Source organism: Streptomyces sp. NRRL F-5630 (genome assembly GCF_000719475.1).
Lineage (GTDB): Bacteria > Actinomycetota > Actinomycetes > Streptomycetales > Streptomycetaceae > Streptomyces.
Genome location: NZ_JOGO01000075.1, coordinates 1 through 21,283, shown reverse-complemented (window position 1 = coordinate 21,283; position 21,283 = coordinate 1). Strand labels below are relative to the sequence as shown.

At 73.2% G+C, this 21,283-nt stretch carries 21 protein-coding genes and 1 pseudogene; 18 read left to right on the top strand and 4 right to left on the bottom strand.

Annotated features, from left to right (window positions below):
• Positions 1 to 1,392 carry a YhjD/YihY/BrkB family envelope integrity protein gene (locus tag IF99_RS0125540; protein WP_420705718.1) on the bottom strand — a complete coding sequence of 464 codons (1,392 nt, stop codon included), beginning with the start codon at positions 1,390 to 1,392 and terminating at the stop codon, positions 1 to 3.
• Between IF99_RS0125540 and IF99_RS0125535 the strand changes: the two genes are divergently transcribed.
• From IF99_RS0125535 to IF99_RS0125455, 17 genes and pseudogenes are all read left to right on the top strand, one after another.
• A complete protein-coding gene (locus IF99_RS0125535) occupies positions 1,386 to 3,032 on the top strand; it encodes an acyl-CoA dehydrogenase family protein (protein ID WP_030999790.1) in 1,647 nt (548 codons plus the stop codon). The genes IF99_RS0125540 and IF99_RS0125535 overlap by 7 nt on opposite strands.
• A gap of 310 nt (positions 3,033 to 3,342) precedes the next feature.
• Positions 3,343 to 4,587, top strand: coding sequence for a GAF domain-containing protein (locus IF99_RS0125530; RefSeq protein ID WP_030999788.1), 1,245 nt, complete (start codon positions 3,343 to 3,345; stop codon positions 4,585 to 4,587).
• Positions 4,584 to 5,129: a GNAT family N-acetyltransferase gene (locus IF99_RS0125525; protein WP_030999786.1), complete on the top strand. Its 546-nt coding sequence runs from the start codon at positions 4,584 to 4,586 to the stop codon at positions 5,127 to 5,129. The genes IF99_RS0125530 and IF99_RS0125525 overlap by 4 nt, the downstream gene beginning before the upstream one ends.
• A 147-nt stretch (positions 5,130 to 5,276) precedes the next feature.
• The gene (locus IF99_RS35640; RefSeq protein WP_311607211.1) at positions 5,277 to 5,360 is read left to right on the top strand and encodes a putative leader peptide; all 84 of its coding nucleotides are present in this window, start codon (positions 5,277 to 5,279) and stop codon (positions 5,358 to 5,360) included.
• Between the two features lie 175 nt (positions 5,361 to 5,535).
• Positions 5,536 to 7,227 carry a nitrite/sulfite reductase gene (locus IF99_RS0125515; RefSeq protein ID WP_030999784.1) on the top strand — a complete coding sequence of 564 codons (1,692 nt, stop codon included), beginning with the start codon at positions 5,536 to 5,538 and terminating at the stop codon, positions 7,225 to 7,227.
• Positions 7,224 to 7,409: pseudogene (locus tag IF99_RS35830) on the top strand (hypothetical protein); the annotation flags it as partial. The gene IF99_RS0125515 and the pseudogene IF99_RS35830, both read left to right, overlap by 4 nt.
• A gap of 107 nt (positions 7,410 to 7,516) precedes the next feature.
• The gene (locus tag IF99_RS0125505; RefSeq protein WP_030999779.1) at positions 7,517 to 8,245 is read left to right on the top strand and encodes a phosphoadenylyl-sulfate reductase; all 729 of its coding nucleotides are present in this window, start codon (positions 7,517 to 7,519) and stop codon (positions 8,243 to 8,245) included.
• A gap of 161 nt (positions 8,246 to 8,406) precedes the next feature.
• Positions 8,407 to 8,940, top strand: a complete 534-nt coding sequence (cysC, locus tag IF99_RS0125500) for an adenylyl-sulfate kinase (RefSeq protein ID WP_030999777.1) — start codon at positions 8,407 to 8,409, stop codon at positions 8,938 to 8,940.
• Entirely contained in the window at positions 8,937 to 9,875 is a 939-nt protein-coding gene (gene cysD / locus IF99_RS0125495; protein ID WP_030999775.1) for a sulfate adenylyltransferase subunit CysD, read from the top strand. Before cysC ends, cysD begins: the two co-directional genes overlap by 4 nt.
• Before the next feature lie 2 nt (positions 9,876 to 9,877).
• Complete coding sequence (locus IF99_RS0125490; protein ID WP_030999773.1) at positions 9,878 to 11,218, top strand: sulfate adenylyltransferase subunit 1; 1,341 nt, start codon at positions 9,878 to 9,880, stop codon at positions 11,216 to 11,218.
• Positions 11,218 to 11,409 carry a hypothetical protein gene (locus tag IF99_RS0125485; protein ID WP_030999771.1) on the top strand — a complete coding sequence of 64 codons (192 nt, stop codon included), beginning with the start codon at positions 11,218 to 11,220 and terminating at the stop codon, positions 11,407 to 11,409. The genes IF99_RS0125490 and IF99_RS0125485 overlap by 1 nt, the downstream gene beginning before the upstream one ends.
• Positions 11,410 to 11,553: 144 nt before the next feature.
• Entirely contained in the window at positions 11,554 to 12,666 is a 1,113-nt protein-coding gene (locus IF99_RS0125480; protein WP_030999769.1) for an aliphatic sulfonate ABC transporter substrate-binding protein, read from the top strand.
• Between the two features lie 85 nt (positions 12,667 to 12,751).
• On the top strand, positions 12,752 to 13,546 hold the full coding sequence (locus tag IF99_RS0125475; RefSeq protein WP_030999767.1) for an ABC transporter ATP-binding protein: 795 nt from the start codon (positions 12,752 to 12,754) through the stop codon (positions 13,544 to 13,546).
• Entirely contained in the window at positions 13,533 to 14,444 is a 912-nt protein-coding gene (locus IF99_RS0125470) for an ABC transporter permease (RefSeq protein ID WP_030999765.1), read from the top strand. Before IF99_RS0125475 ends, IF99_RS0125470 begins: the two co-directional genes overlap by 14 nt.
• Before the next feature lie 2 nt (positions 14,445 to 14,446).
• Positions 14,447 to 15,214 (top strand): sirohydrochlorin chelatase, encoded by a 768-nt coding sequence (locus tag IF99_RS0125465; RefSeq protein ID WP_030999764.1) that lies wholly within the window; start codon positions 14,447 to 14,449, stop codon positions 15,212 to 15,214.
• Positions 15,215 to 15,252: 38 nt separating this feature from the next.
• On the top strand, positions 15,253 to 15,780 hold the full coding sequence (locus tag IF99_RS0125460) for a GNAT family N-acetyltransferase (protein WP_030999762.1): 528 nt from the start codon (positions 15,253 to 15,255) through the stop codon (positions 15,778 to 15,780).
• 263 nt (positions 15,781 to 16,043) lie between these two features.
• Entirely contained in the window at positions 16,044 to 17,027 is a 984-nt protein-coding gene (locus IF99_RS0125455; RefSeq protein WP_030999760.1) for an acetylxylan esterase, read from the top strand.
• 49 nt (positions 17,028 to 17,076) lie between these two features.
• Here the strand turns inward: IF99_RS0125455 and IF99_RS0125450 are convergent, their stop codons facing one another.
• The 3 genes from IF99_RS0125450 to IF99_RS0125440 all read right to left on the bottom strand — a co-directional run bounded on the left by IF99_RS0125450 (position 17,077) and on the right by IF99_RS0125440 (position 19,945).
• Positions 17,077 to 17,658: a DUF1697 domain-containing protein gene (locus IF99_RS0125450; RefSeq protein WP_030999758.1), complete on the bottom strand. Its 582-nt coding sequence runs from the start codon at positions 17,656 to 17,658 to the stop codon at positions 17,077 to 17,079.
• Between the two features lie 180 nt (positions 17,659 to 17,838).
• Positions 17,839 to 19,281: a CDP-alcohol phosphatidyltransferase family protein gene (locus IF99_RS0125445; RefSeq protein WP_030999756.1), complete on the bottom strand. Its 1,443-nt coding sequence runs from the start codon at positions 19,279 to 19,281 to the stop codon at positions 17,839 to 17,841.
• Positions 19,282 to 19,471: 190 nt separating this feature from the next.
• The gene (locus tag IF99_RS0125440) at positions 19,472 to 19,945 is read right to left on the bottom strand and encodes a MarR family winged helix-turn-helix transcriptional regulator (protein ID WP_030999754.1); all 474 of its coding nucleotides are present in this window, start codon (positions 19,943 to 19,945) and stop codon (positions 19,472 to 19,474) included.
• A 168-nt stretch (positions 19,946 to 20,113) separates the two neighbouring features.
• Here IF99_RS0125440 and IF99_RS0125435 point away from each other — a divergent pair, with 168 nt between their 5' ends.
• Positions 20,114 to 21,253: a hypothetical protein gene (locus IF99_RS0125435; protein ID WP_234340848.1), complete on the top strand. Its 1,140-nt coding sequence runs from the start codon at positions 20,114 to 20,116 to the stop codon at positions 21,251 to 21,253.
• Positions 21,254 to 21,283: the final 30 nt, after the last annotated feature.

The following is a 21,283-nucleotide window of genomic DNA, read 5'->3' as shown; positions in this document are numbered from 1 at the left end:
TCAGCCGCCCTGCGGCCAGCCGCCGCCCTCGCTCTCGTGCCGCCCCCCGCCCCGGTGCTGGCCGCCTCCGGAGACGTAGCCGGGGTCGCCGGAGACGTAGCCGGTGTCGCCGTCGTAGGGCGGTTCGCTCTCGTAGGGGGGCTCGCCCGGCGGGGCCTGGGTCGGGTCGGTGCCGGGCGGGGGCGCCGGGCTCGCGCCGCCCTGGCCCGTCCCCGTACCGTCGCCCGGGTCGGGGCGTTTGGCGTGCTTGCCGTGGCGGCGCTTGACGTGGGCGCGAAGGCGCGAGGAGACGTCCTCGGGGGGCAGGAAACCGGCCCAGCGCTCCGGGTACTCGGAGGGCATGTCGGGGTCTCCCGGCTCACCGTGCCCGGCGCGCTCGGCGGCGTAGCGGGCCATCGCCCCCGCCGCCTCGGCCTCGCGGGCGCGCTCGTTCGCCGCGCGGGCGGCGGCGGTCGCGACGGAGGGCCAGACGCGGTCGATCGCCGCGTTCATCGCGGCGCCGACGAGCACGGCGAAGGCCGAGACGCCGATCCACAGGAGGACGGCGACGGGCGCGGCGAGCGAGCCGTAGATCGTCGGTCCCTCGATCGTCGAGGTGAGGTAGATGCGCAGCGCGAAGCTGCACACGAACCACATCGCGAGCGCCACGAAGGAACCCGGCACGTCCTCGATCCACGGCGAGCGGACGGGGACGGAGACGTGGTAGAGCGTCGTGAGGAAGACGACGCACAGGATGATGACGACCGGCCAGTAGAGGATCTGGACGGCCGTGCCGCTCCAGGGCAGCAGGTGCACGACGGTGTCGGGACCGGCGACCATGAGCGGCAGCGCGACGGAGCAGACGAGCAGGCCGACGATGAAGAGGCCGAAGGAGAGCAGGCGCGTCGCCACGATGCCCCGGACGCCGTCGAGCCCGTACATGACGGTGATGGTGTCGATGAAGACGTTGACGGCGCGCGAGCCGGACCACAGGGCGAAGACGAAGCCGATCGAGATGACGTCGGGGCGGCCGCGCGTGACGTCCTCGAAGATCGGTTTCGCGATGTCGTGGACGCCCTGGTCCGACAGGACGGTGCGGGAGGCGTCGAGGATGTGCTGCTCGAACCCCGCGATGGTGTCGGCGCCCGTCCACGCGTCCACGTAGCCGAGGAGGCCGACGAGGCACAGGAGCAGCGGCGGCACGGAGAGCAGCGTGAAGAACGCGGCCTCGGCGGCGAGGCCGAGGATGCGGTACTCCATACAGGAGTTGACGGTGTCCTTCACGAGCAACCAGGCGGTGCGACGCTTGGACACGTTGCGGTAGAGCGCCCGGACGCGGCGGAGACGGCCCGGTCTCCTCCGCGTAGCTGTTTCTTTTGCCTGGTGCACGTCCTTACCGTATCCGTATGGCATCGCGCACCCACACAGTGACCAACCAGCCCCCGCCCCTGGTCGGGTACGACGTCTTCACCGCCGACCGGGCGCTGAGCGAGGCCGTGGAACGCCACCTCGATCCGGCGCTGCTGACCGAGGCGCGGACCGAGCTGAGCGAGCTGGGCCGGGCGGCGGGATCGGCGCAGGCGCAGGAGTGGGGGGCGCAGGCGAACGAGAATCCTCCGAAACTGCGCACGCACGACCGTTTCGGTCACCGCATCGACGAGGTCGAGTTCCATCCGGCGTGGCACCGGCTGCTCGGGCACGCGGTCTCGGCGGGGCTCACGGGCGCGTGGACGCGGCCCGGGGGACACGTACGGCGGGCGGCGGGGTTCCTGACCTGGACGCAGGCGGAGGCGGGGCACGGCTGCCCGCTGTCGATGACGCACGCGGCGGTGCCCGCGCTGCGCGCGCAGCCGGACCTCGCCGCCGAGTGGGAGCCGCTGCTGACCTCGCGGGTCTACGACGAGGGGCTGCGTCCGGTGGGCGAGAAGGCGGGCGCGCTCCTCGGGATGGGCATGACCGAGAAGCAGGGCGGCAGCGACGTCCGCGCCAACACGACGCGCGCGGTGTCGCTCGCCGAGGACGGCGCCTTCGCGCTGACCGGGCACAAGTGGTTCTGCTCGGCGCCGATGTCGGACGGGTTCCTCGTGCTCGCGCAGGCGCCGGGCGGCCTGAGCTGCTTCCTCGTGCCGCGGGTCCTCGCGGACGGGGAGCGGAACGTCTTCGCGATCCAGCGGCTCAAGGACAAGCTCGGCAACCGCTCGAACGCGTCGGGCGAGGTCGAGTTCGACGGGACCTGGGCGCGGCTCGTGGGCGAGGAGGGGCGCGGGGTGCGGACCATCATCGAGATGGTCTCGGCGACGCGCCTGGACTGCGCGCTGGGCTCGGCGGCGCTCATGCGGCAGGCGGTGGCGCAGGCGATCCACCACGCCACGTACCGGGAGGCGTTCGGCGGGCCGCTCGTCGGCAAGCCGCTCATGCGCAACGTCCTGGCGGATCTCGCCGTGGAGTCGGAGGCGGCGACGACGCTCGCGCTGCGGCTCGCCGGCGCGTACGACGCGGCGGGCGCGGGCGACGAGCGGGAGCGGGCGCTGCTGCGGCTCGCGGTGCCCGTCGCGAAGTACTGGGTGACGAAGCGGTGCACACCCGTGGTCGCCGAGGCCCTGGAGTGCCTGGGCGGCAACGGGTACGTGGAGGAGTCGGGCCTGCCGCGGCTGCTGCGCGAGTCGCCGCTCAACTCGCTGTGGGAGGGCTCGGGGAACGTGCAGGCGCTCGACGTGCCGCGCGCGCTCCAGCGCGAGCCGGGCGCGCTCGACGCCTTCCTCGGCGAACTCGGGGCCGCGCGCGGCGCGGACGACCGGCTGGACGCGGCGGTGAAGCGCCTGTTCCAGGAGCTGGCCGATCTGGAGGGCATCGAGGCGCGGGCCCGGCGGCTCGTGGAGCGGATGGCGCTCGTCCTCCAGGGCTCGCTCCTGGTCCGCTTCGCCCCGCCGGAGGTCGCGGACGCCTTCTGCGCCTCGCGGCTGGGCGGCGACTGGGGCACGGCCTTCGGCACGCTGCCGCACACGGCGCCGACGGCGGCGCTCGTGGAGCGGGCGGGAGTGGCGCTGGGGTAGCGGCTCCGCGAGGCGGCAACCGGGCGGCTGCCCGGTCGCGCCCCGAGGGGAGCACCTCCGGGTACGCGGCGGGGTGGTGCCGCGCCGACACGGCACCACCCCGGTACGCGGCCCCGAAAGGCGCGGGCACCCTCGCGGGTGCCGCCACCAGCATCCCGTGGCGGGCTGCCGGTGCGCGAGAGTTGCAGAAGGTTGCACCCGGCATGGCTGATTCGCGGCGCGAGCGGCGCCGTGGGCAGCAGGATGGAACCCGCAGCGCCGGCGCCCACGGGGGGAGCCGGTACCGACGACAACCTTCCGGGAGCCGCCCGTGCCGCGCACGCAGTCTCCGTCCCCGCGCACCGCCGTGCCGAGGAGCGAGGGGGCGCCGCCCCGCCCCGTCATCGACGCCTCCTGGCAGCGGGTCAGCCGGGACGGTGTCGTCCCCGGTCAGGGCATCGAGACCGAACGCCTCGACCGCGAGGTCCTGGAGGGGCGGCGGCGTACCTCGGCGCTGCGCGACATACTGCCGGAGCTGGGGCGCGGGCTCGCTCCGGCCGCGCAGTCCGCGGGTCAGGTGATGATCGTCGCGGACGCCGAGGGGCGGGTCCTGTGGCGCTCGGGGGACCGGCGGACGCTGCGGCTCGCGAACACGATCTCGCTCGCCGAGGGCGCCGCGTGGGAGGAGCGGGCGACGGGCACCAACGCGATCGGCACGGCGCTCGCGACGGGGACGGCGGTGCAGGTGCACGGCGGGGAGCACTTCGTCCGGGTGCTGCACCGGTGGACGTGCGCCGCGGCGCCGCTCCACGACCCGCGCGACGGGCGGCTGCTCGGGGTCGTGGACCTGAGCGGGCCCCGCTCGACGTTCCACCCCGCGGCGCTCGCGCTCGTGGAGTCGGTGACGCGGCTCGCGGAGTCGGAGCTGCGGCTGCGGCACCTGGAGTCGGTGGAGGTGCTGCGCGCGGTCGCCGCGCCGATCCTGAGCCGGATCGGCACTCCCGCCGTCGTCGTGGACCCGCAGGGGTGGGTCGCGGGCGCCACGGGCCTCACTCCCCCGCGCCGCCTGTCGCTGCCCGCGACTCCCGGCGACAGCGTCGTCCTGCCGGGCCTCGGCCCCTGCGCGGTCGAGCCGCTGCCGGGGGGCTGGCTGCTGCGGGTGCGCGAGGAGAGTCCGGAGGACGGCGCCGCACCGGGCCGCATCGTCCTCGACCTCACGGGCGGGCGCCGGGCCGTCCTCACGGTCGCGGGCGGCGGGGGCGGGAGCTGGTCGGCGCGGCTGAGCCCGCGCCACGCCGAGATCCTGTACGTGCTCGCCGTGCACCGGGAGGGCCGTACGGCGGCGCAGCTCGCGCTCGACCTCTTCGGCGACGCCGGCCGCACGGTGACGGTGCGGGCGGAGCTCTCGCGGCTGCGGCGGACGCTGCACGGGGTGCTCGACCACCGTCCGTACCGCTTCCGGGACGGCTGGGAGACGGAGCTGCTGCTGCCGAGCGGCCCGGGGGACCTGCTCCCCGCCTCGCAGTCGCCGCTCGTGGTCAGGGGGCGGGGGGCGTGTGATTCCCTGAGTCCATGAGCACCGTCGACGTCACCACCTGGTACCTGGAACAGACCTCGCCCCAGGACGCGGGCCCCCTCGTCCCCGCGCCGGAGGGCGTCCGGGTCGTCCGCGCCGAGATCGTCTCGCCGGAACTGAGCCGCTTCCTGTACACGGCGGTCGGCCAGGACGTCACCTGGACCGACCGCCTCGGCTGGGACCACGCCCGCTGGACGAAGGAGCTGGAGGGCACCCAGACCTGGATCGCGTACGAGCGCGGCACCCCGGCCGGGTACGCGGAACTGGCGGCCCGCGAGGACGACGGCTCGGTGGAGATCGTCTACTTCGGTCTCATTCCCGCCTTCCGGGGCCGCCGCATCGGCGCCCACCTGCTGTCGTACGCGACGGCGCGCGCCTGGGACCTGGCGGGCCCGGACGGCCGCGTCTGGCTCCACACGTGCAGCAAGGACGGCGCCCACGCGAGGACGAACTACGAGCGCAGGGGCTTCAGGGTGTACCGGACGGAGGTGGAGCGGGAGGAAGCGGTGGCGGCCCCTGGCCCCTGGCCGAACGCCTTCTAGTCCCCAGCCCTCCGGCGCTTGAGGAGCGGGGCCCGGGGGAGGCCCGTGTGGCCGCCCGCGAGCCAGCGTGTCCACATCACGAAACGTCAGCGTCCACTGTGTGGACAATGGTGGACTCCCCCAATCCCCCCGTGCCACGCTTCCGCCATGTCTTCCGCTGGAATCGCCTTGGTAAGTCGACGGCACGTCGATCTCTGCCGCATGTCCAGCGCCATCTGTCGGGCGCGCTGAGGGTCCCACCTCCCCGTCCCCCGCGGCCCGTTCACCCCCGGCCGCCCTCTCCCCCGCCTGCGCAGCGCCGCGCACGGCCACCGCTCCCCGCAGGCCCGAGCCGCCGCCTGCCCGCATGTCGCGCCCCCGCCGAGCCGCGCGCAGCGCGCCCGCACGCCCCGAAGGACGTACCGCCATGGCCGACGCCCCGACGCCCCCCGCAGCCTCCCGCCGCAAGGCGAGCCGTCACCGTGGTGAAGGCCAGTGGGCGGTGGGTCACTTCACGCCGCTCAACGGCAACGAGCAGTTCAAGAAGGACGACGACGGTCTCAACGTACGGACACGTATTGAGACGATCTACGCGAAGGCCGGTTTCGACTCGATCGACCCCAACGACCTGCGCGGCCGGATGCGCTGGTGGGGCCTGTACACGCAGCGGCGCCCCGGGATCGACGGCGGCAAGACGGCGGTCCTGGAGCCGGAGGAGCTGGACGACGAGTACTTCATGCTGCGCGTCCGCATCGACGGCGGCCGGCTCACGACCGCCCAGCTCCGTGTGATCGGCGAGGTCTCGCAGGAGTTCGCGCGCGGCACCGCCGACCTCACCGACCGGCAGAACGTGCAGTTCCACTGGATCAGGATCGAGGACGTCCCCGAGATCTGGCGGCGCCTGGAGGGCGTCGGCCTCTCGACGACCGAGGCGTGCGGCGACACCCCCCGCGTCGTGCTCGGCTCCCCGGTCGCGGGGATCGCCGAGGACGAGATCATCGACGGCACGCCCGCGATCGAGGAGATCCAGCGGCGGGTCATCGGGAACCCCGAATTCTCCAACCTGCCACGGAAGTTCAAGACGGCGGTCTCCGGTTCCCCGCTGCTCGACGTGGCCCACGAGATCAACGACGTCGCCTTCGTCGGCGTGGAACACCCGCAGTACGGGCCCGGGTTCGACGTGTGGGTCGGCGGCGGCCTCTCGACGAACCCGAAGCTCGGCGTGCGCCTCGGCGCCTGGGTGCCACTGGAGGAGGTCGCCGACGTGCACGTCGGCGTGATCTCCGTGTTCCGCGACTACGGTTACCGCCGCCTGCGCAACCGCGCCCGCCTGAAGTTCCTCGTCGCCGACTGGGGCGCGGAGAAGTTCCGGCAGGTCCTGGAGGACGAGTACCTGCTCCGCAAGCTCGTCGACGGCCCCCCGCCCGCCGAGCCGGTCGCGCGCTGGCGCGACCACGTCGGCGTGCACCGGCAGAAGGACGGGCGCTTCTACGTCGGTTTCGCGCCGCGCGTCGGACGCGTGGACGGCACCCTGCTCAGCAAGATCGCCGATCTGGCCGCCGCGCACGGCTCGGACCGGCTCCGTACGACCGTCGAGCAGAAGATGCTCGTGCTCGACGTGTCCGAGGAGCGTGTCGGCTCGCTCGTCGCGGGCCTGGAGGCGCTCGGCTTCCAGGTGACGCCCTCGCCGTTCCGGCGCGGCACGATGGCGTGCACGGGGATCGAGTTCTGCAAGCTCGCGATCGTCGAGACGAAGGCGCGCGGCGCGGCGCTCATCGACGAACTGGAGCGGCGTCTGCCGGAGTTCGACGAGCCTCTCACGATCAACGTCAACGGCTGCCCCAACGCCTGCGCCCGCATCCAGGTCGCGGACATCGGTCTCAAGGGTCAGCTGGTCCTCGACAACGAGGGTCGGCAGGTCGAGGGCTTCCAGGTGCACCTGGGCGGGGCGCTCGGGCTGGAGGCGGGGTTCGGGCGCAAGGTGCGCGGGCTCAAGGTCACGGCCGAGGAACTGCCCGACTACGTCGAGCGCGTGCTGCGCCGCTACCTCGACGAGCGCGAGGACGGCGAGCGCTTCGCCGTCTGGGCGGCCCGCGCCCCGCAGGAGGCCCTGTCGTGAGCCGGACCGGCGGCGGCACGCAACGCGCGGTGCCCTTCTACTGCCCCTACTGCGGCGACGAGGACCTGCGCCCGGGCGAGGAGGGGCACGGGACGTGGGAGTGCGCGGCCTGCAACCGCGCCTTCCGCCTGGGCTTCCTGGGCCTGCTCGCGCGCGGCTTCGCCCGCGAGGCCGCCCCCGGGCACGCACGCGCGGGCGCCCCCGCGCACGAAGAGGCGCCCTCGCACACGGCGGCGCCCCCGCCCCGTCCCACCACCGAAGGCGACAACGGCGAAGGGGAACACAGGACATGAGCCACCCCGGCATACCCGCCACGGACCCCGGCACCCTCACGGACGACGCGCTGCGCGCGCTCGCCGAGCAGGCGGGCCGCGACCTCGAAGACGCCGACGCGCTCGACATCCTGCGCTGGGCCACCGCCACCTTCGGGGACCGCTTCTGCGTCACGTCCTCAATGGAGGACGCGGTCGTCGCGCACCTCGCCTCGCGGGTGCGCCCCGGCGTGGACGTCGTCTTCCTCGACACCGGCTACCACTTCCCCGAGACGCTCGGCACGCGCGACGCGGTCGAGGCCGTCATGGACGTCCGCGTGCTCACCCTCACCCCGCGCCAGTCCGTCGCCGAGCAGGACGCCGAGTACGGGCCCAAGCTCCACGACCGCGACCCCGACCTGTGCTGCGCCCTGCGCAAGGTCGCCCCGCTCGCCGAGGGGCTCTCCGGCTACCGCGCCTGGGCCACGGGGCTGCGGCGCGACGAGTCACCGACCCGCGCGCACACGCCCGTGGTCGGCTGGGACGAGAAGCGCCGCAAGGTGAAGGTCTCCCCCATCGCCCGCTGGACGCAGGACGACGTGGACGCGTACGTGAGCGAACACGGCGTGCTCACCAACCCGTTGCTCATGGACGGCTACGGCTCGGTCGGTTGCGCGCCCTGCACCCGCAGGCTGCTCGCGGGCGAGGACGCGCGCGCGGGCCGCTGGGCCGGTCGCGCGAAGACGGAGTGCGGGCTGCACGGCTGAGCGGAGCCGGACGGCGAAGCGCCGGGCACGCGCGGACGCACGGCCCGGACGGCACGTGTGCGAAGCGGCGCGTTCGCGCGAAGCGGCCGGTACGCGCCGCGCGGGACGACGAAGCGAGACGCCCGGAGGGACGACCGGGCACGAACGAGGAGGGGTACGAGGTGGCGGGAGCGACCGTCTGGCTCACGGGCCTGCCGAGCGCGGGCAAGACCACGATCGCCCACGCGCTGGCCGAGCGGCTGCGCGCCGAGGGCCGCGAGGCCGAGGTGCTCGACGGCGACGAGATCCGCACGTTCCTCTCGGCCGGGCTCGGGTTCACCCGCGCCGACCGGGACACGAACGTCCAGCGGATCGGCTTCGTCGCCGAACTCCTCGCCTCGCACGGGGTGCTGGCGCTCGTGCCGGTCATCGCGCCGTACGCCGACAGCCGTGAGGCGGTGCGCGAGCGGCACCGGGCGGAAGGCACCCCGTACCTGGAGGTGCACGTGGCCACCCCCGTCGAGGTGTGCGCCGAGCGCGACGTGAAGGGGCTGTACGCCAAGCAGGCGGCCGGCGAACTGACGGGACTCACCGGGGTCGACGACCCCTACGAGGCCCCGGCGGCGCCCGACCTGCGGATCGAGTCGCACACGCAGCCGGTCGCCGATTCGGCCGCCGCGCTGTACGCGCTGCTCACGGAGAGGGGACTGGTATGACGACGACGGCGACGACCGCGGGGAGCGGCACCGAGAGCCCGTTCGCGCTGAGCCACCTGGACGTGCTCGAATCCGAGGCGGTGCACATCTTCCGGGAGGTGGCGGGCGAGTTCGAGCGCCCGGTGATCCTCTTCTCGGGCGGCAAGGACTCCATCGTGATGCTGCACCTCGCGCTCAAGGCGTTCGCGCCGGCCCCAGTGCCCTTCGCACTCCTGCACGTCGACACGGGGCACAACTTCCCCGAGGTGCTGGCCTACCGGGACCGGGTCGTGGCGGAGCACGGGCTGCGGCTGCACGTCGCCTCCGTGCAGGAGTACATCGACAACGGGACCCTGCGCGAGCGCCCGGACGGCACCCGCAATCCGCTCCAGACCGTGCCGCTCACGGAGGCCATCCGGGAGCACCGGTTCGACGCCGTGTTCGGCGGGGGCCGCCGCGACGAGGAGAAGGCGCGCGCGAAGGAGCGGGTCTTCTCGCTGCGCGACGAGTTCTCGCAGTGGGACCCGCGCCGCCAGCGCCCCGAGTTGTGGCAGCTCTACAACGGGCGGCACGCGCCCGGAGAGCACGTCCGGGTCTTCCCGCTCTCCAACTGGACCGAGCTGGACGTGTGGCAGTACATCGCCCGGGAGGGCATCGCGCTGCCCGAGATCTACTTCGCGCACGAGCGGGACGTCTTCTCGCGCGGCGGGATGTGGCTCACGGCGGGCGAGTGGGGCGGCCCGAAGGAGGGCGAGCCGGTCGAGCGGCGACGCGTGCGCTACCGCACGGTCGGCGACATGTCGTGCACGGGGGCCGTCGACTCGGACGCGACGACGCTGGACGCGGTCATCGCGGAGATCGCCGCCTCGCGGCTCACCGAGCGCGGAGCGACCCGCGCCGACGACAAGCTCTCGGAGGCCGCCATGGAGGACCGCAAGCGCGAGGGGTATTTCTAGCCATGACCACCACCCAGGTTCTCGGCACGCACGCCACGACGCTGCTGCGTTTCGCGACCGCCGGTTCCGTCGACGACGGCAAGTCCACCCTCGTGGGGCGGCTCCTGCACGACTCCAAGTCGGTCCTGACCGATCAGCTCGAAGCGGTCGAGCGCGCCTCGCTGGACCGGGGCCGCTCGGGTCCCGACCTCGCGCTGCTCACGGACGGGCTGCGCGCCGAGCGCGAGCAGGGCATCACGATCGACGTCGCCTACCGCTACTTCGCGACCCCGCGCCGCCGCTTCATCCTCGCGGACACGCCGGGGCACGTGCAGTACACGCGGAACATGGTGACGGGCGCGTCCACGGCGGAACTCGCCGTCGTCCTCGTCGACGCGCGCAACGGCGTCGTCGAGCAGACCCGCAGGCACGCGGCCGTCGCGGCGCTCCTGCGCGTGCCGCACGTCGTCCTCGCCGTCAACAAGATGGACCTCGTGGAGTACGCGGAGCCCGTCTTCGCCGCGATCGCCGAGGAGTTCACGGCGTACGCCACGCGTCTCGGCGTGCCGGAGGTGACCGCGATCCCGATCTCGGCGCTCGCCGGGGACAACGTCGTGGAGCCCTCGGCGCGCATGGACTGGTACGGCGGCCCGACCGTGCTCGAACACCTGGAGACGGTCCCGGTCAGCCACGACCTCACCGGCTGCCCGGCCCGCTTCCCCGTGCAGTACGTGATCCGCCCGCAGTCCGCCGAGCACCCCGACTACCGCGGCTACGCGGGCCAGGTGGCCTCCGGGGCGCTGCGGGTCGGGCAGCGCGTCGCCGTACTGCCGTCGGGCCGTACGAGCACGATCGCCGGGATCGACGCGCTCGGCCAGGAGGTGGACATCGCCTGGGCCCCGCAGTCGGTGACCGTGCGGCTCGCCGACGATCTCGACGTCTCGCGCGGCGACCTGATCGCTCCGGCCGACGAACTCCCCGCGGTGACGCGGGACGTGACGGCGACCGTGTGCCATGTCGCGGACACGCCGCTGACGGTGGGGCACCGCGTGCTGCTCAAGCACACGACCCGGACCGTCAAGGCGATCGTCAAGGAGATCCCCTCGCGGCTCTCGCTCGACGACCTCGCGCAGCACCCCGAGCCGGGGCGGCTCGTGGCCAACGACATCGGCCGCGTCGTGGTGCGCACCGCGGACCCGCTCGCGCTCGACGACTACGCCGGATCGCGCCGGACGGGGTCCTTCCTGCTCATCGACCCGGCGGACGGCACGACGCTCGCCGCCGGGATGGCGGGCGAGGCGTTCGGCGGGAGCGCCGAGGCGGCCGGGACCGTCGCCACGGCGGACGAGGGCTGGGACTTCTGATGGCCTCGCGAGAAGCGGCGGCGGTACGGGGCCGGGGCGGCGTGCTCGCCGCCGGGTTCCGCGACGCCGCCGCGGCCGGGGGCGGCACCGCCGTCCTCAGGGACGCGTACAGCGGCTTCGCCAAGGAGGGAGGCCGGGTGGGCAGCGGCGCCTTGGGGGCAGGGACCGGGGGTGTCGCGCGATGTGTGTGAACCGCGGCCCGCGCCGTCCCCGGGGGAGCGCCCGCGCGCTCCTCGCGCTCCACCACCGAAGACCTTCCACCCGCCCCGAGGCCTCCTGACGACCCTCCCCCACGGGGAACGACGAGGACCGGGCCAACGAGAGGACCCCCTCCCGTGCCTTCCGCAAGACTGCGCCGCTCGCTCGCCGCGGCCACCGCCCTGCCCCTGCTCGCCCTCGTCGCCACGGCCTGCGGCTACGGCTCGGAGGCGGACGACGGCGACAAGGCGTCGAAGTCGCCCGTCGCCGCCGGCGCCAAGAAGCTGTCGGCGTCGAGCGTGCGGATCGGTTACTTTCCGAACCTGACCCACGCGACGGCCCTCGTCGGCATCGAGAAGGGCCTGTTCCAGAAGGAGCTGGGCGCCACCACCGTCAAGCCGTCGACGTTCAACGCCGGGCCCTCCGAGATCGAGGCGCTCAACTCCGGGTCGATCGACATCGGTTTCATCGGCCCCTCGCCCTCCCTCAACGGCTTCACGCAGTCGCAGGGCAAGTCCCTGCGCATCATCGGCGGTTCGGCCTCCGGCGGGGTCAAGCTCGTCGTCAACCCGAAGAAGATCAAGTCGCTCGACGACGTCAAGGGCAAGCGCATCGCGACACCGCAGCTCGGCAACACGCAGGACGTCGCCTTCCTCAACTGGGTCGCGGAGAAGGGCTGGAAGGTCGACGCGCAGAGCGGCAAGGGCGATGTCTCGGTCGTCCGGTCGGACAACAAGGTGACACCGGACGCCTACAAGTCCGGTTCCATCGACGGGGCGTGGGTGCCCGAGCCGACGGCGTCGAAGCTCGTCTCGGAGGGTGCCGAGGAGATCCTCGACGAGCGGGACCTGTGGCCGGAGAAGAAGTTCGTGATCACGAACATCATCGTGTCGCAGAAGTTCCTGAGCGAGCACCCGGACGTCGTCGAGGCGGTGCTGCGCGGTTCGGTCACGACGAACAAGTGGATCAAGGACAACGACGAGGCCGCGAAGGCCACGGCGAACGACGCGCTGAAGAAGCTGAGCGGCAAGGCGCTGCCCGCCGAGCAGCTCGACCCGGCGTGGAAGTCCATCGAACTCCTCGACGACCCGCTCGCCGCGACCCTCCAGGCCGAGGCCGATCACGCGGTCAAGGCCGGGCTCCTCAAGAAGCCGCAGCTCAAGGGGATCTACGACCTCCGGCCGCTCAACAAGGTGCTCAAGGCCGAGGGTCGGCCGGCGGTGGACGACGCCGGTCTCGGCGTGAAGTAGCGGCGCGGGGGCGCGGTGCCGCCGCGCCCCCGTCCCGTACCGGCCCCATCCCACCCCACCCCGCCCCGTCTTCAGGAGGTGTCCCATGGCGACGACGTACGCCGAGGCCACGGACGGCAGTACGCGCGAGGCGGGCCCCGCCGCCCGGCTCGCCCACGTCTCCAAGTCCTTTCCCACCCCCGCCGGGCAGCACCTCGTGCTCGACGACATCTCGCTCGACGTCGCCCCCGGCGAGTTCGTGACCCTGCTCGGGGCCTCGGGCTGCGGCAAGTCGACGCTGCTCAACCTCGTCGCCGGGCTCGACGCGCCCTCGGCCGGCGAGATCAGCACACCGGGCGCACGGCCCGCGCTCATGTTCCAGGAACACGCGCTGTTCCCCTGGCTCACGGCGGGCAAGAACATCGAGCTGGCGCTCAAGCTGCGCGGGGTGCCGAGGCCCGAACGGCGGGCGCGGGCCGAGGAGTTGCTGAACGTCGTGCGCCTCGACGGGGCGTACGGGAAGCGGGTGCACGAACTGTCCGGCGGGATGCGGCAGCGGGTGGCGCTCGCGCGGGCGCTCGCGCAGGACAGCCGGCTCCTGCTCATGGACGAGCCGTTCGCCGCGCTCGACGCCATCACGCGGGACCTGCTGCACGACGAGCTGACCCGGGTGTGGCGCGAGACGCGGCTCTCGGTGCTCTTCGTGACGCACAACGTGCGCGAGGCCGTGCGGCTCGCCGAGCGGGTCGTGCTGCTCTCCTCGCGCCCGGGCCGGATCGCGCGCGAGTGGCGCGTGGACATCCCGCAGCCGCGCCGCATCGAGGACACCGCCGTGGCGGAGCTTTCCGCCGAGATCACCGAGGAACTGCGGGGGGAGATCCGCCGTCATGGCCAGCACTGAGACAAGCACGCGGTTGCCCAAGGACACCGGCGACGAGGGGGACGGCGACCTCGCCGGGCTCGACGCGCTCGAAACGGCCGGGGGCTCGGGCGGCACGGGGCGCGCCGGGGCGCGGGAGGTACTGGTCCGCAAGGTCCTCCCGCCCCTCCTCTCCGTCGTCCTCGTCCTCGCCGTGTGGCAGATCCTCGTCTGGGCGAAGGTCACCGACTCCTACAAGCTGCCCTCGCCGGGCGCGGTGTGGGGCGAGCTGAGCGACGCGTGGACGCAGGGCAAGCTGCTCGGCTACATCTGGACGAGCGTCTCGCGCGGCCTCTTCGGCTTCCTCCTCGCGCTCGTCATCGGGACGCCGCTCGGGCTGCTCGTCTCGCGGGTGCGGTTCGTGCGCGCGGCGATCGGGCCGATCCTCTCCGGGCTCCAGTCGCTGCCCTCGGTCGCGTGGGTGCCGCCCGCCGTGCTGTGGCTCGGGCTCAACAGCTCGATGATGTACGCCGTGATCCTCCTCGGTGCCGTGCCCTCGATCGCGAACGGCCTCGTCTCCGGCGTCGACCAGGTGCCGCCGCTCTACCTGCAAGCCGGCCGCACGCTCGGCGCGACGGGTCTGCGCGGGACCTGGCACATCGTGCTGCCCGCCGCGCTGCCCGGCTACCTGGCGGGACTCAAGCAGGGGTGGGCGTTCTCGTGGCGCTCGCTCATGGCCGCCGAGATCATCGCGTCCTCGCCCGATCTCGGCATCGGGCTCGGGCAGTTGCTGGAGAACGGCCGTACCAACAGCAGCATGTCGATGGTGTTCTTCGCGATCCTCCTCATCCTGATCGTCGGCATCGCGATCGACCTGCTCATCTTCAGCCCGCTGGAGCGCAGGGTGCTGCGCACGCGCGGGCTGCTCGTCAGGAGCTGAACATGCGCCCCTCACCCGCACTCCTCGTCGTCGCGCACGGCAGCCGCGATCCGCGCCACGCCGCCACCGTGCGCGCCCTCGTCGCGCGGGTACGGCGCCTGCGTCCCGGTCTCACCGTCGAGACGGCGTTCCTGGACTTCGCCGAGCCGTCCGTGCCGGACGCGCTGGCGCGGCTCGCGGCGGAGGGCGCGCACGAGGTCGTCGCGCTGCCGCTGCTCCTCACGCGCGCCTTCCACGCGAAGAGCGACATCCCGGCGGTGCTCGAAGCGGCGCGCCGCGCGCTGCCGGGGCGGCGGGTGCGGGTGCGGCTCGCGCGCGTGCTCGGTCCCTCGCCGCTCCTGACGGCGGCCCTGGAGCGGCGGCTCGCGGAGGCGGGAGTCCGGCGTGCCGAGCGCGCGTCGACCGCCGTGGTGCTCGCCTCGGCCGGGTCGAGCGATCCCGAGGCGGCGACGGTGCTCGACGGGCTCGCGCGGCAGTGGCGGGGGGCGGGCTGGGGCGCGGTGCGGCTCGCGTTCGCCTCGGCGCGCGGGCCGCGTACCGAGGAGGCGGTGCGGGAGCTGCGCGCGGCGGGCTGGGGGCGGATCGCGGTCGCCCCGTACGTCCTCGCGCCCGGGTTCCTGCCCGACCGCATCGCGCGGGGCGCGCGCGAGGCCGGAGCGGACGTCCTGGCACAGGAGCTGGGGCCCGCGCCCGAGGTCGCGCGGCTGCTCGTACGGCGGTACGAGGACGCGCTGCTCGCGCGGACGCCCCGGCTCGCGGCGGCAGCCTGACGTACAACTGTTCGAGCACCCCCACTAGGGTGTGCCGGATGACTCCGGAACTGCGCACCGAGCGCCTGGTACTGAGCCCGTACGTCCGTGCCGACGAGGAGGACTTCGTCTCCCTCTTCCAGACGGCCGCCTTCGGCGAGCACTTCGGCGACGGGATGCGGTCGCCCGAGCAGGACCGCGCCCTGTTCGCGCGGATCTTCAGCTACGTCTACGCCGAGGAGCGCTTCCCCGTGTGGGCGGTGCGCCTCAACGGCGCGTACGCCGGGCACGCCGAGATCAAGCCCTCGCCCGCGCCGTGGCTCGACGGGCACGAGATCGTCTACGGCCTCGCCCCGCGCCACCAGCACCAGGGCCTCGGCACGGAGGTCGCGGCGGCGCTCACCGCCTACGGCCACGAGACGCTCGGCCTCGCGGAGGTGCACGCGACCGTCGACGCGCACAACACCCCCTCCCTCACCCTCCTCGAACGCCTCGGCTACGAGCGCCGCCGCGAGATCAAGGAGGACGACGGCCACACGACATGCCTGCTGACCTCGACGACGACGCGGTGGGCGGGGCGCGGCTGAGAGACGGGGCGAGCGGCACGCGGCCGAGGCCGGGTGGCGGGCGCGCGGCTGAGGCGGGGTGGCGGGCGCGCGAGTGGGGCCGGGTGGCCGGCGAATGGCGCTCCCTTCGCACCTCAGCGGGCGGGGAGCGCTTCCCCCGCCCGCCATTCCCCTTGCCGGGTCCGGCGGCATAGCGTGGGGTGTCGCGCCGTCGCCCCGTGCCGCCTGGGAGCGACAGCACTGTACTGGTGCGTTCCCGCACCGTGTGTTGGAGGAGAGGCCCCATGGCTCTGTTCGACCTGTCCGTCGACAAGCTGCCCGGCTATCGCAGCGCGTCCGTGGAGCCGGAGGACTTCGACGCCTTCTGGACCCGGACGCTCACCGAGACCCGCGCCCACCCGCTCGACGCCCGTTTCGAGCGCGTCGATGTCCCGCTGACGACCGTCGAGGTGTACGACGCGAGCTTCTCCGGCTTCGGCGGCGACCGGATTCGCGGCTGGCTCGTCCTGCCCGCGGGGACGAGCGAACCGCTGCCGCTCGTCGTCGAGTTCCTCGGGTACGGGGGCGGACGCGGCCTGCCGCACACGCACCTGCTCACCGCGAGCGCGGGCTACGCGCACTTCGTGATGGACACGCGCGGGCAGGGCGCGGGCTGGGGCGGCGGCGACACCGTGGACCCGAGCGGCAGCGGCCCCGCCGTGCCCGGGTACATGACACGCGGGATCGACGACCCGGACACGTACTACTACCGGCGGGTCTTCACGGACGCGGTACGGGCCGTCGAGGCGGCGCGCTCGCACCCGCTGACCGACGCGAGCCGCACCGTGGCGACGGGGACCAGCCAGGGCGGCGGGATCACGCTCGCGGTCGGCGGTCTCGTGCCCGATCTCGCCGGCATCGCGCCGAACGTGCCGTTCCTGTGCGACTTCCCGCGCGCGACGACGCTCACCGACAAGCACCCCTACCGCGAGATCGGGGCGTACCTCAACGTCTTCCGCGACCGCGTCGCCGCCGTGCGCGCGACGCTCTCCTACTTCGACGGCGTCCACTTCGCCGCGCGCGGCACGGCGCCCGCGCTCTTCTCGACGGCCCTGGAGGACCAGGTCTGCCCGCCATCGACGGTGTACGCGGCCTTCAACGCGTACCCGGTCGAGGAGAAGGAGATGAAGGTCTACGAGTTCAACGGGCACGAGGGGGGCGGGACGTACCACGAGGCGGCCCGTCTCGCGTGGCTGCGGGGCCTTGAGGGGTTCGGGCTCACGGGCTGAGGGGGCCGGGGGGCGACGGCGTCGGCGGAGCGGGCGGAGGGCACGGTCGTCAGCGCCCCGTATCCTCCTCCACCTGCTCGGCCTGCTCCGCGAGGTCGAGCAGCTTCTTCACCGTGTTCCATGTGCGGGTCGTCGTGAAGAGGCCCGGGAGGCGGGCGGGACGCAGGACTTCGGTGGCGAGGGCGGAACGGCTGAGGCCGTCCGGGGTGTGCAGATAGACAAGGCGGTCGCCGAGGCGGTAGTCGTCCGGGGCGTGGGCGGCGGGGTCGAGCCCGGCGAAGCGGGCGGGGTCCGCGGGGCCCGAGAGGAAGACGAACTGGAGCCGGGAGCCGTGGAAGGAGCCTTCGGGGTACGGGTTCGCGGCGAGCGCCGCGCGCAGCCGTACCGCGTCGAGCACGAGGACGGGGACGGCGAAACCGAACTCCCGCTCAAGAGCGGCGGCGAGCTCGGCGGCGTGCTCCTCGGACGGGCGTGGTGCGCCCGGCACGAAGACGACGTTCCCGCTGTTGAGGTGCGTGCGCACGGCCCGGTGCCCGAGCCCGGCGGCCAGTTCGCGCAGCCGCGCCATCGGCACCCTGTGCGCCGTCCCCACGTTGACGCCCCGCAGCAGGGCGACCGAAGCACTCGTCATGCCCCGCACGGTAGCCGCCGCCACTGACAACGGCCCCAGATCAATCGGCCGCCGCCGACAACGGCCGGAGACCGCGCGGGCGCCCGCCGGCCTGTGCCCCCTCCCTGGAGCCCGGAGGCAGCCGAGGCAGGGGTACACAGCAGCGGGGCCGGTCTCCGGCGGCCTCGCGCGACGGCGGCGTCAGGAGGGCGAGTCCGGGGACCGCGGGGCCTCCCGCTCGCCGCGCTGGGCCGGTACCTGCGTGCCCAGGGCGAGGGACCGCCCCTCCTGTGCCTGCTGGCCCGGGTAGGGGGCGCCGGTCGCGTCGGCGACGCGCGCGAGCTGTTCCTCGGCGAGGGCCGGGGGCGGCAGCGGTATGGACTCCAGGGTGCGTCCGAAGTCGCGGGTGGAGAGCAGCAGCTTGTAGACGATGGCCAGCTCGAAGACGAGCATGAGCGCGGCCGAGACGAGCGTCGCGCCGAGGACCACGTTGAAGAGCGGCCCGACGATGAAGACGCCCATCTGGAACTCGATGCCGCTCACGAGGTGCGGGCGGATGCGGTGCCGCAGAAGGGCGGAGCGGAAGCGCAGGTAGAGGGGGAACTTCCGGCGGAACTCCTGCTGGAGGTCGATGACCTGCTTCTTCGTGAGCGGCGGGGTGTTCTCGTCGCCCAGCTCTCCCGCACCGGGCAGGTCGGCGCCCGACGGGTCCTTGACGGTCGGGTCGTGGTCGTCGAGAACCTCGGAGCCGGGCTCGTCGCCCGCTACGCGCCCGGCCGTCGCCGCGCCGCGCCGCTCCTCGGCGGCGTACGTGTACGGGGAGGACGCGGCGGCCGGGGCCCCGGCGGGCTCGTCGGTGCCGTCCTCGTCGGGGTCGGCGGGTGCGGTCGTACCGGCCGCGCGGTTGAGGTCCTGCTCGATGTCGGCCTCGGGGTTGGCCCGCAGCAGGTCCTCCATGAAGGCGACCTGTTCGCTGTTCTGCGCCTTGCGCGCGGCACGCATCCTGGCCTTGATCTGACGCCGCATGGTGAGGCGGGTCTTGAAGGTCTCCAGGGCGTTGATGTAGCGCAGCGCGTCGCAGAAGACGACGAGCACCGCGAGCCAGATGTAGAAGGTGTTGTCGGTGCGGTGGTACTGGCCCCACATGAGCGCCACGGCGCAGGCGGCGACGCGGATGCGGTCGAAGATGTAGTCGAGCCACGCGCCGAAGACGGAGCCGCGCCCGGTGAGGCGGGCGACCTTCCCGTCCATGCAGTCGAGGACGAAGCTCAAGTGGTAGACGACCGCCCCGAGGACGATCCACTGCCAGTCACCGAGCGCGAAGAGCGCCGCCGAGCCGAGGCCGAGGATCAGCGCGGCCCACGTGATCTGGTTCGGGCTGATACGCGTGTACCGGGCGGTCAGCCGGACGAGGGGCGTCGCGAGCGGGTCGACCAGCAGGACGGTCCACCACGCGTCGCGCTTCTTCTGCACGAGCTTGCGCACTTCGCGCAACGGCGGGGTGCTGCGGCGGTCGTAGGGTGCGGGACGGCCCTGCGCCGGGGCGGCGGGCTGTCCCGGCACGACCGGGGTGGGGGCTGGTGCGGCCTGACCCTCTGGAGAGGTGGACTGCGCGGGGGCGAGCGTCTCGTGCTCGTGAGGCATTCTTGTTTTCCCTGCCGTTGCGGAGAGTTCACCTCACGGTAGGGACGCATTCAGCAAAGAAACAAGAGCGCCGAGGTGCAACCCTCAGGTCGCCCCGGAGGTCTCCCCGCCCGATTACGCCGGTCCACGCACACAATTCCTCCATATTCGGAGTGCGTTATCCGTGCGTTATCCATTGGGGGCCGCGCTGTTATTCGACAAGTGGAACGCTTTCGCTCGCGGACGCGTCACCGACCTCGCCCCCGGCCGCGTTGTACCGCCGGAGGTACTCCGCGAAGCGGTCCAGGTCCGCGGCGCCCCACTCGGCGAGGCGTCGCCGAAATGCCTGCCGCCGCGCCTCGTTCACCTGCGCGAGCACCTCCTCGCCGCGGGGGGTCAGGTGCAGCACGTGCACGCGCGCGTCGACGGGGTCGGCGCCGCGCGCCACGAGCCCGGCTCGTTCGAGAACGGAAACCTGGCGACTGATGGTCGACTTGTCGAGCAGATAATGCGTGGCCAGATCAGTCGCTCGACAACCGGGCTGATATTCGACGTGACTGAGCAGCGTGAAGGAAACGAGGGACAATTCGGGGTGCATATGCGCCGCGATACCCCTGGCCCTGCGCGCGAAGGCGGTCAATTCACGCTGAATGATCTCCAGCGCGGCATCCCTGCCGTGCGCCACGTGCGACGCCTCGCCATGCGCCGCATCCCCCGGCTCGTCGTGCGCCACGGCCACCACCTCCTCCGCTTTGGTTGTACAGTACAACGTAAGCATATGGTTGCATTTACCAACCACCCCGGCCGCCGTCGCCTGTCCCCGGCACGGCGCGGTTCCACAGGAGTACTCCCGATGAGTTCAGCCGAAGCCCCGGCGCCCGGCAGGGCCCGCGATCTGGCAGCGGCCCGTCATGTCCTGGTCCATCTGCTGACCCCGATGCTCATGTGCGTCGGCATGGGCCTCGCCTACCTCGGCGCTTTCGTCAATCCCTCCCCGCACCACATGCCGGTCGCCGTCGTCGGCGCGGGCCCGAGCACCGCCGCGCTCGCGCAGACGATCCACGACAAGGCAGCGGCGGCGGGCGATTCGCTCGACGTGCGCACGGTGCCCGACCGCGACGCGGCACACCACCTGCTCTTGGAGCGGCAGCTCTCCGGCGCGTTCGTCCCCTCGGCCACAGCGCCCGAACTGCTCGTCGCGAGCACGAACGCCGACACGAGCGCCACGGTGGCCGAGAAGGTGTTCACCCCGCTCGCCACCGCGCAGGGCAAGCCGCTCAAGGTCACCGACCTCGCCCCGCCCGCCCACGGTGACCCCACGGGGCAGGGCGTCTTCTTCTTCCTGGTGGCCGTGAGCATCGGCTCCTACGCCTCCGTCGCGGTGCTCGGCGGGGCGGGTGCCGTACTGAGGATGCGGACCAGGGCCGCCTTCGTCGTCGTGACGTCCTTCGCCGTGAGCCTGATCGGCGCGGCGCTCGCGGGGCCCGTCTTCCACGTCGTCTCGCACGGGCTGTGGGGAGTGTGGGCCATGGCCTGGCTCTACTCGGCCGGCATCCTCTTCCTCGGCGTGGGCCTGCACACGTTCCTGAAGCGGTGGACGACGCTCACGATGATGATCCTCTTCGTGATGCTCAACTTCACGACGTCCGGCGGGCTGTACCGCCCCGAACTCCTCAACGGCTTCTTCGGCGCGCTGCACTCCTTCTGGAACGGCGCGGGCCTCGTCGAGGGCCTGCGCAGCCTCGTCTACTTCGACCACATCGGCCTCGGCCGCCACGTACTCACCCTGGTGGCCTGGCTCGTCGTCGGCCTGCTGGCGACGACGGTGGCCGGGCTGTACGAGCGGCGCCGCCGCCCTGCCCGGGGACCGGTCCCGGCCCCGGCCCCGGCCTCGGAGGGGCCTCGCCGTCACGCGGCCCCGTCGGTGAGGGAGGAGACGCCGGAGGAGCACGAGGAGCGGGAGGAGGAGATGGACGAGTCGGTGGGGGTTTGATGCCCCTCTGGGGCGCTTGGGGGGCGGGGG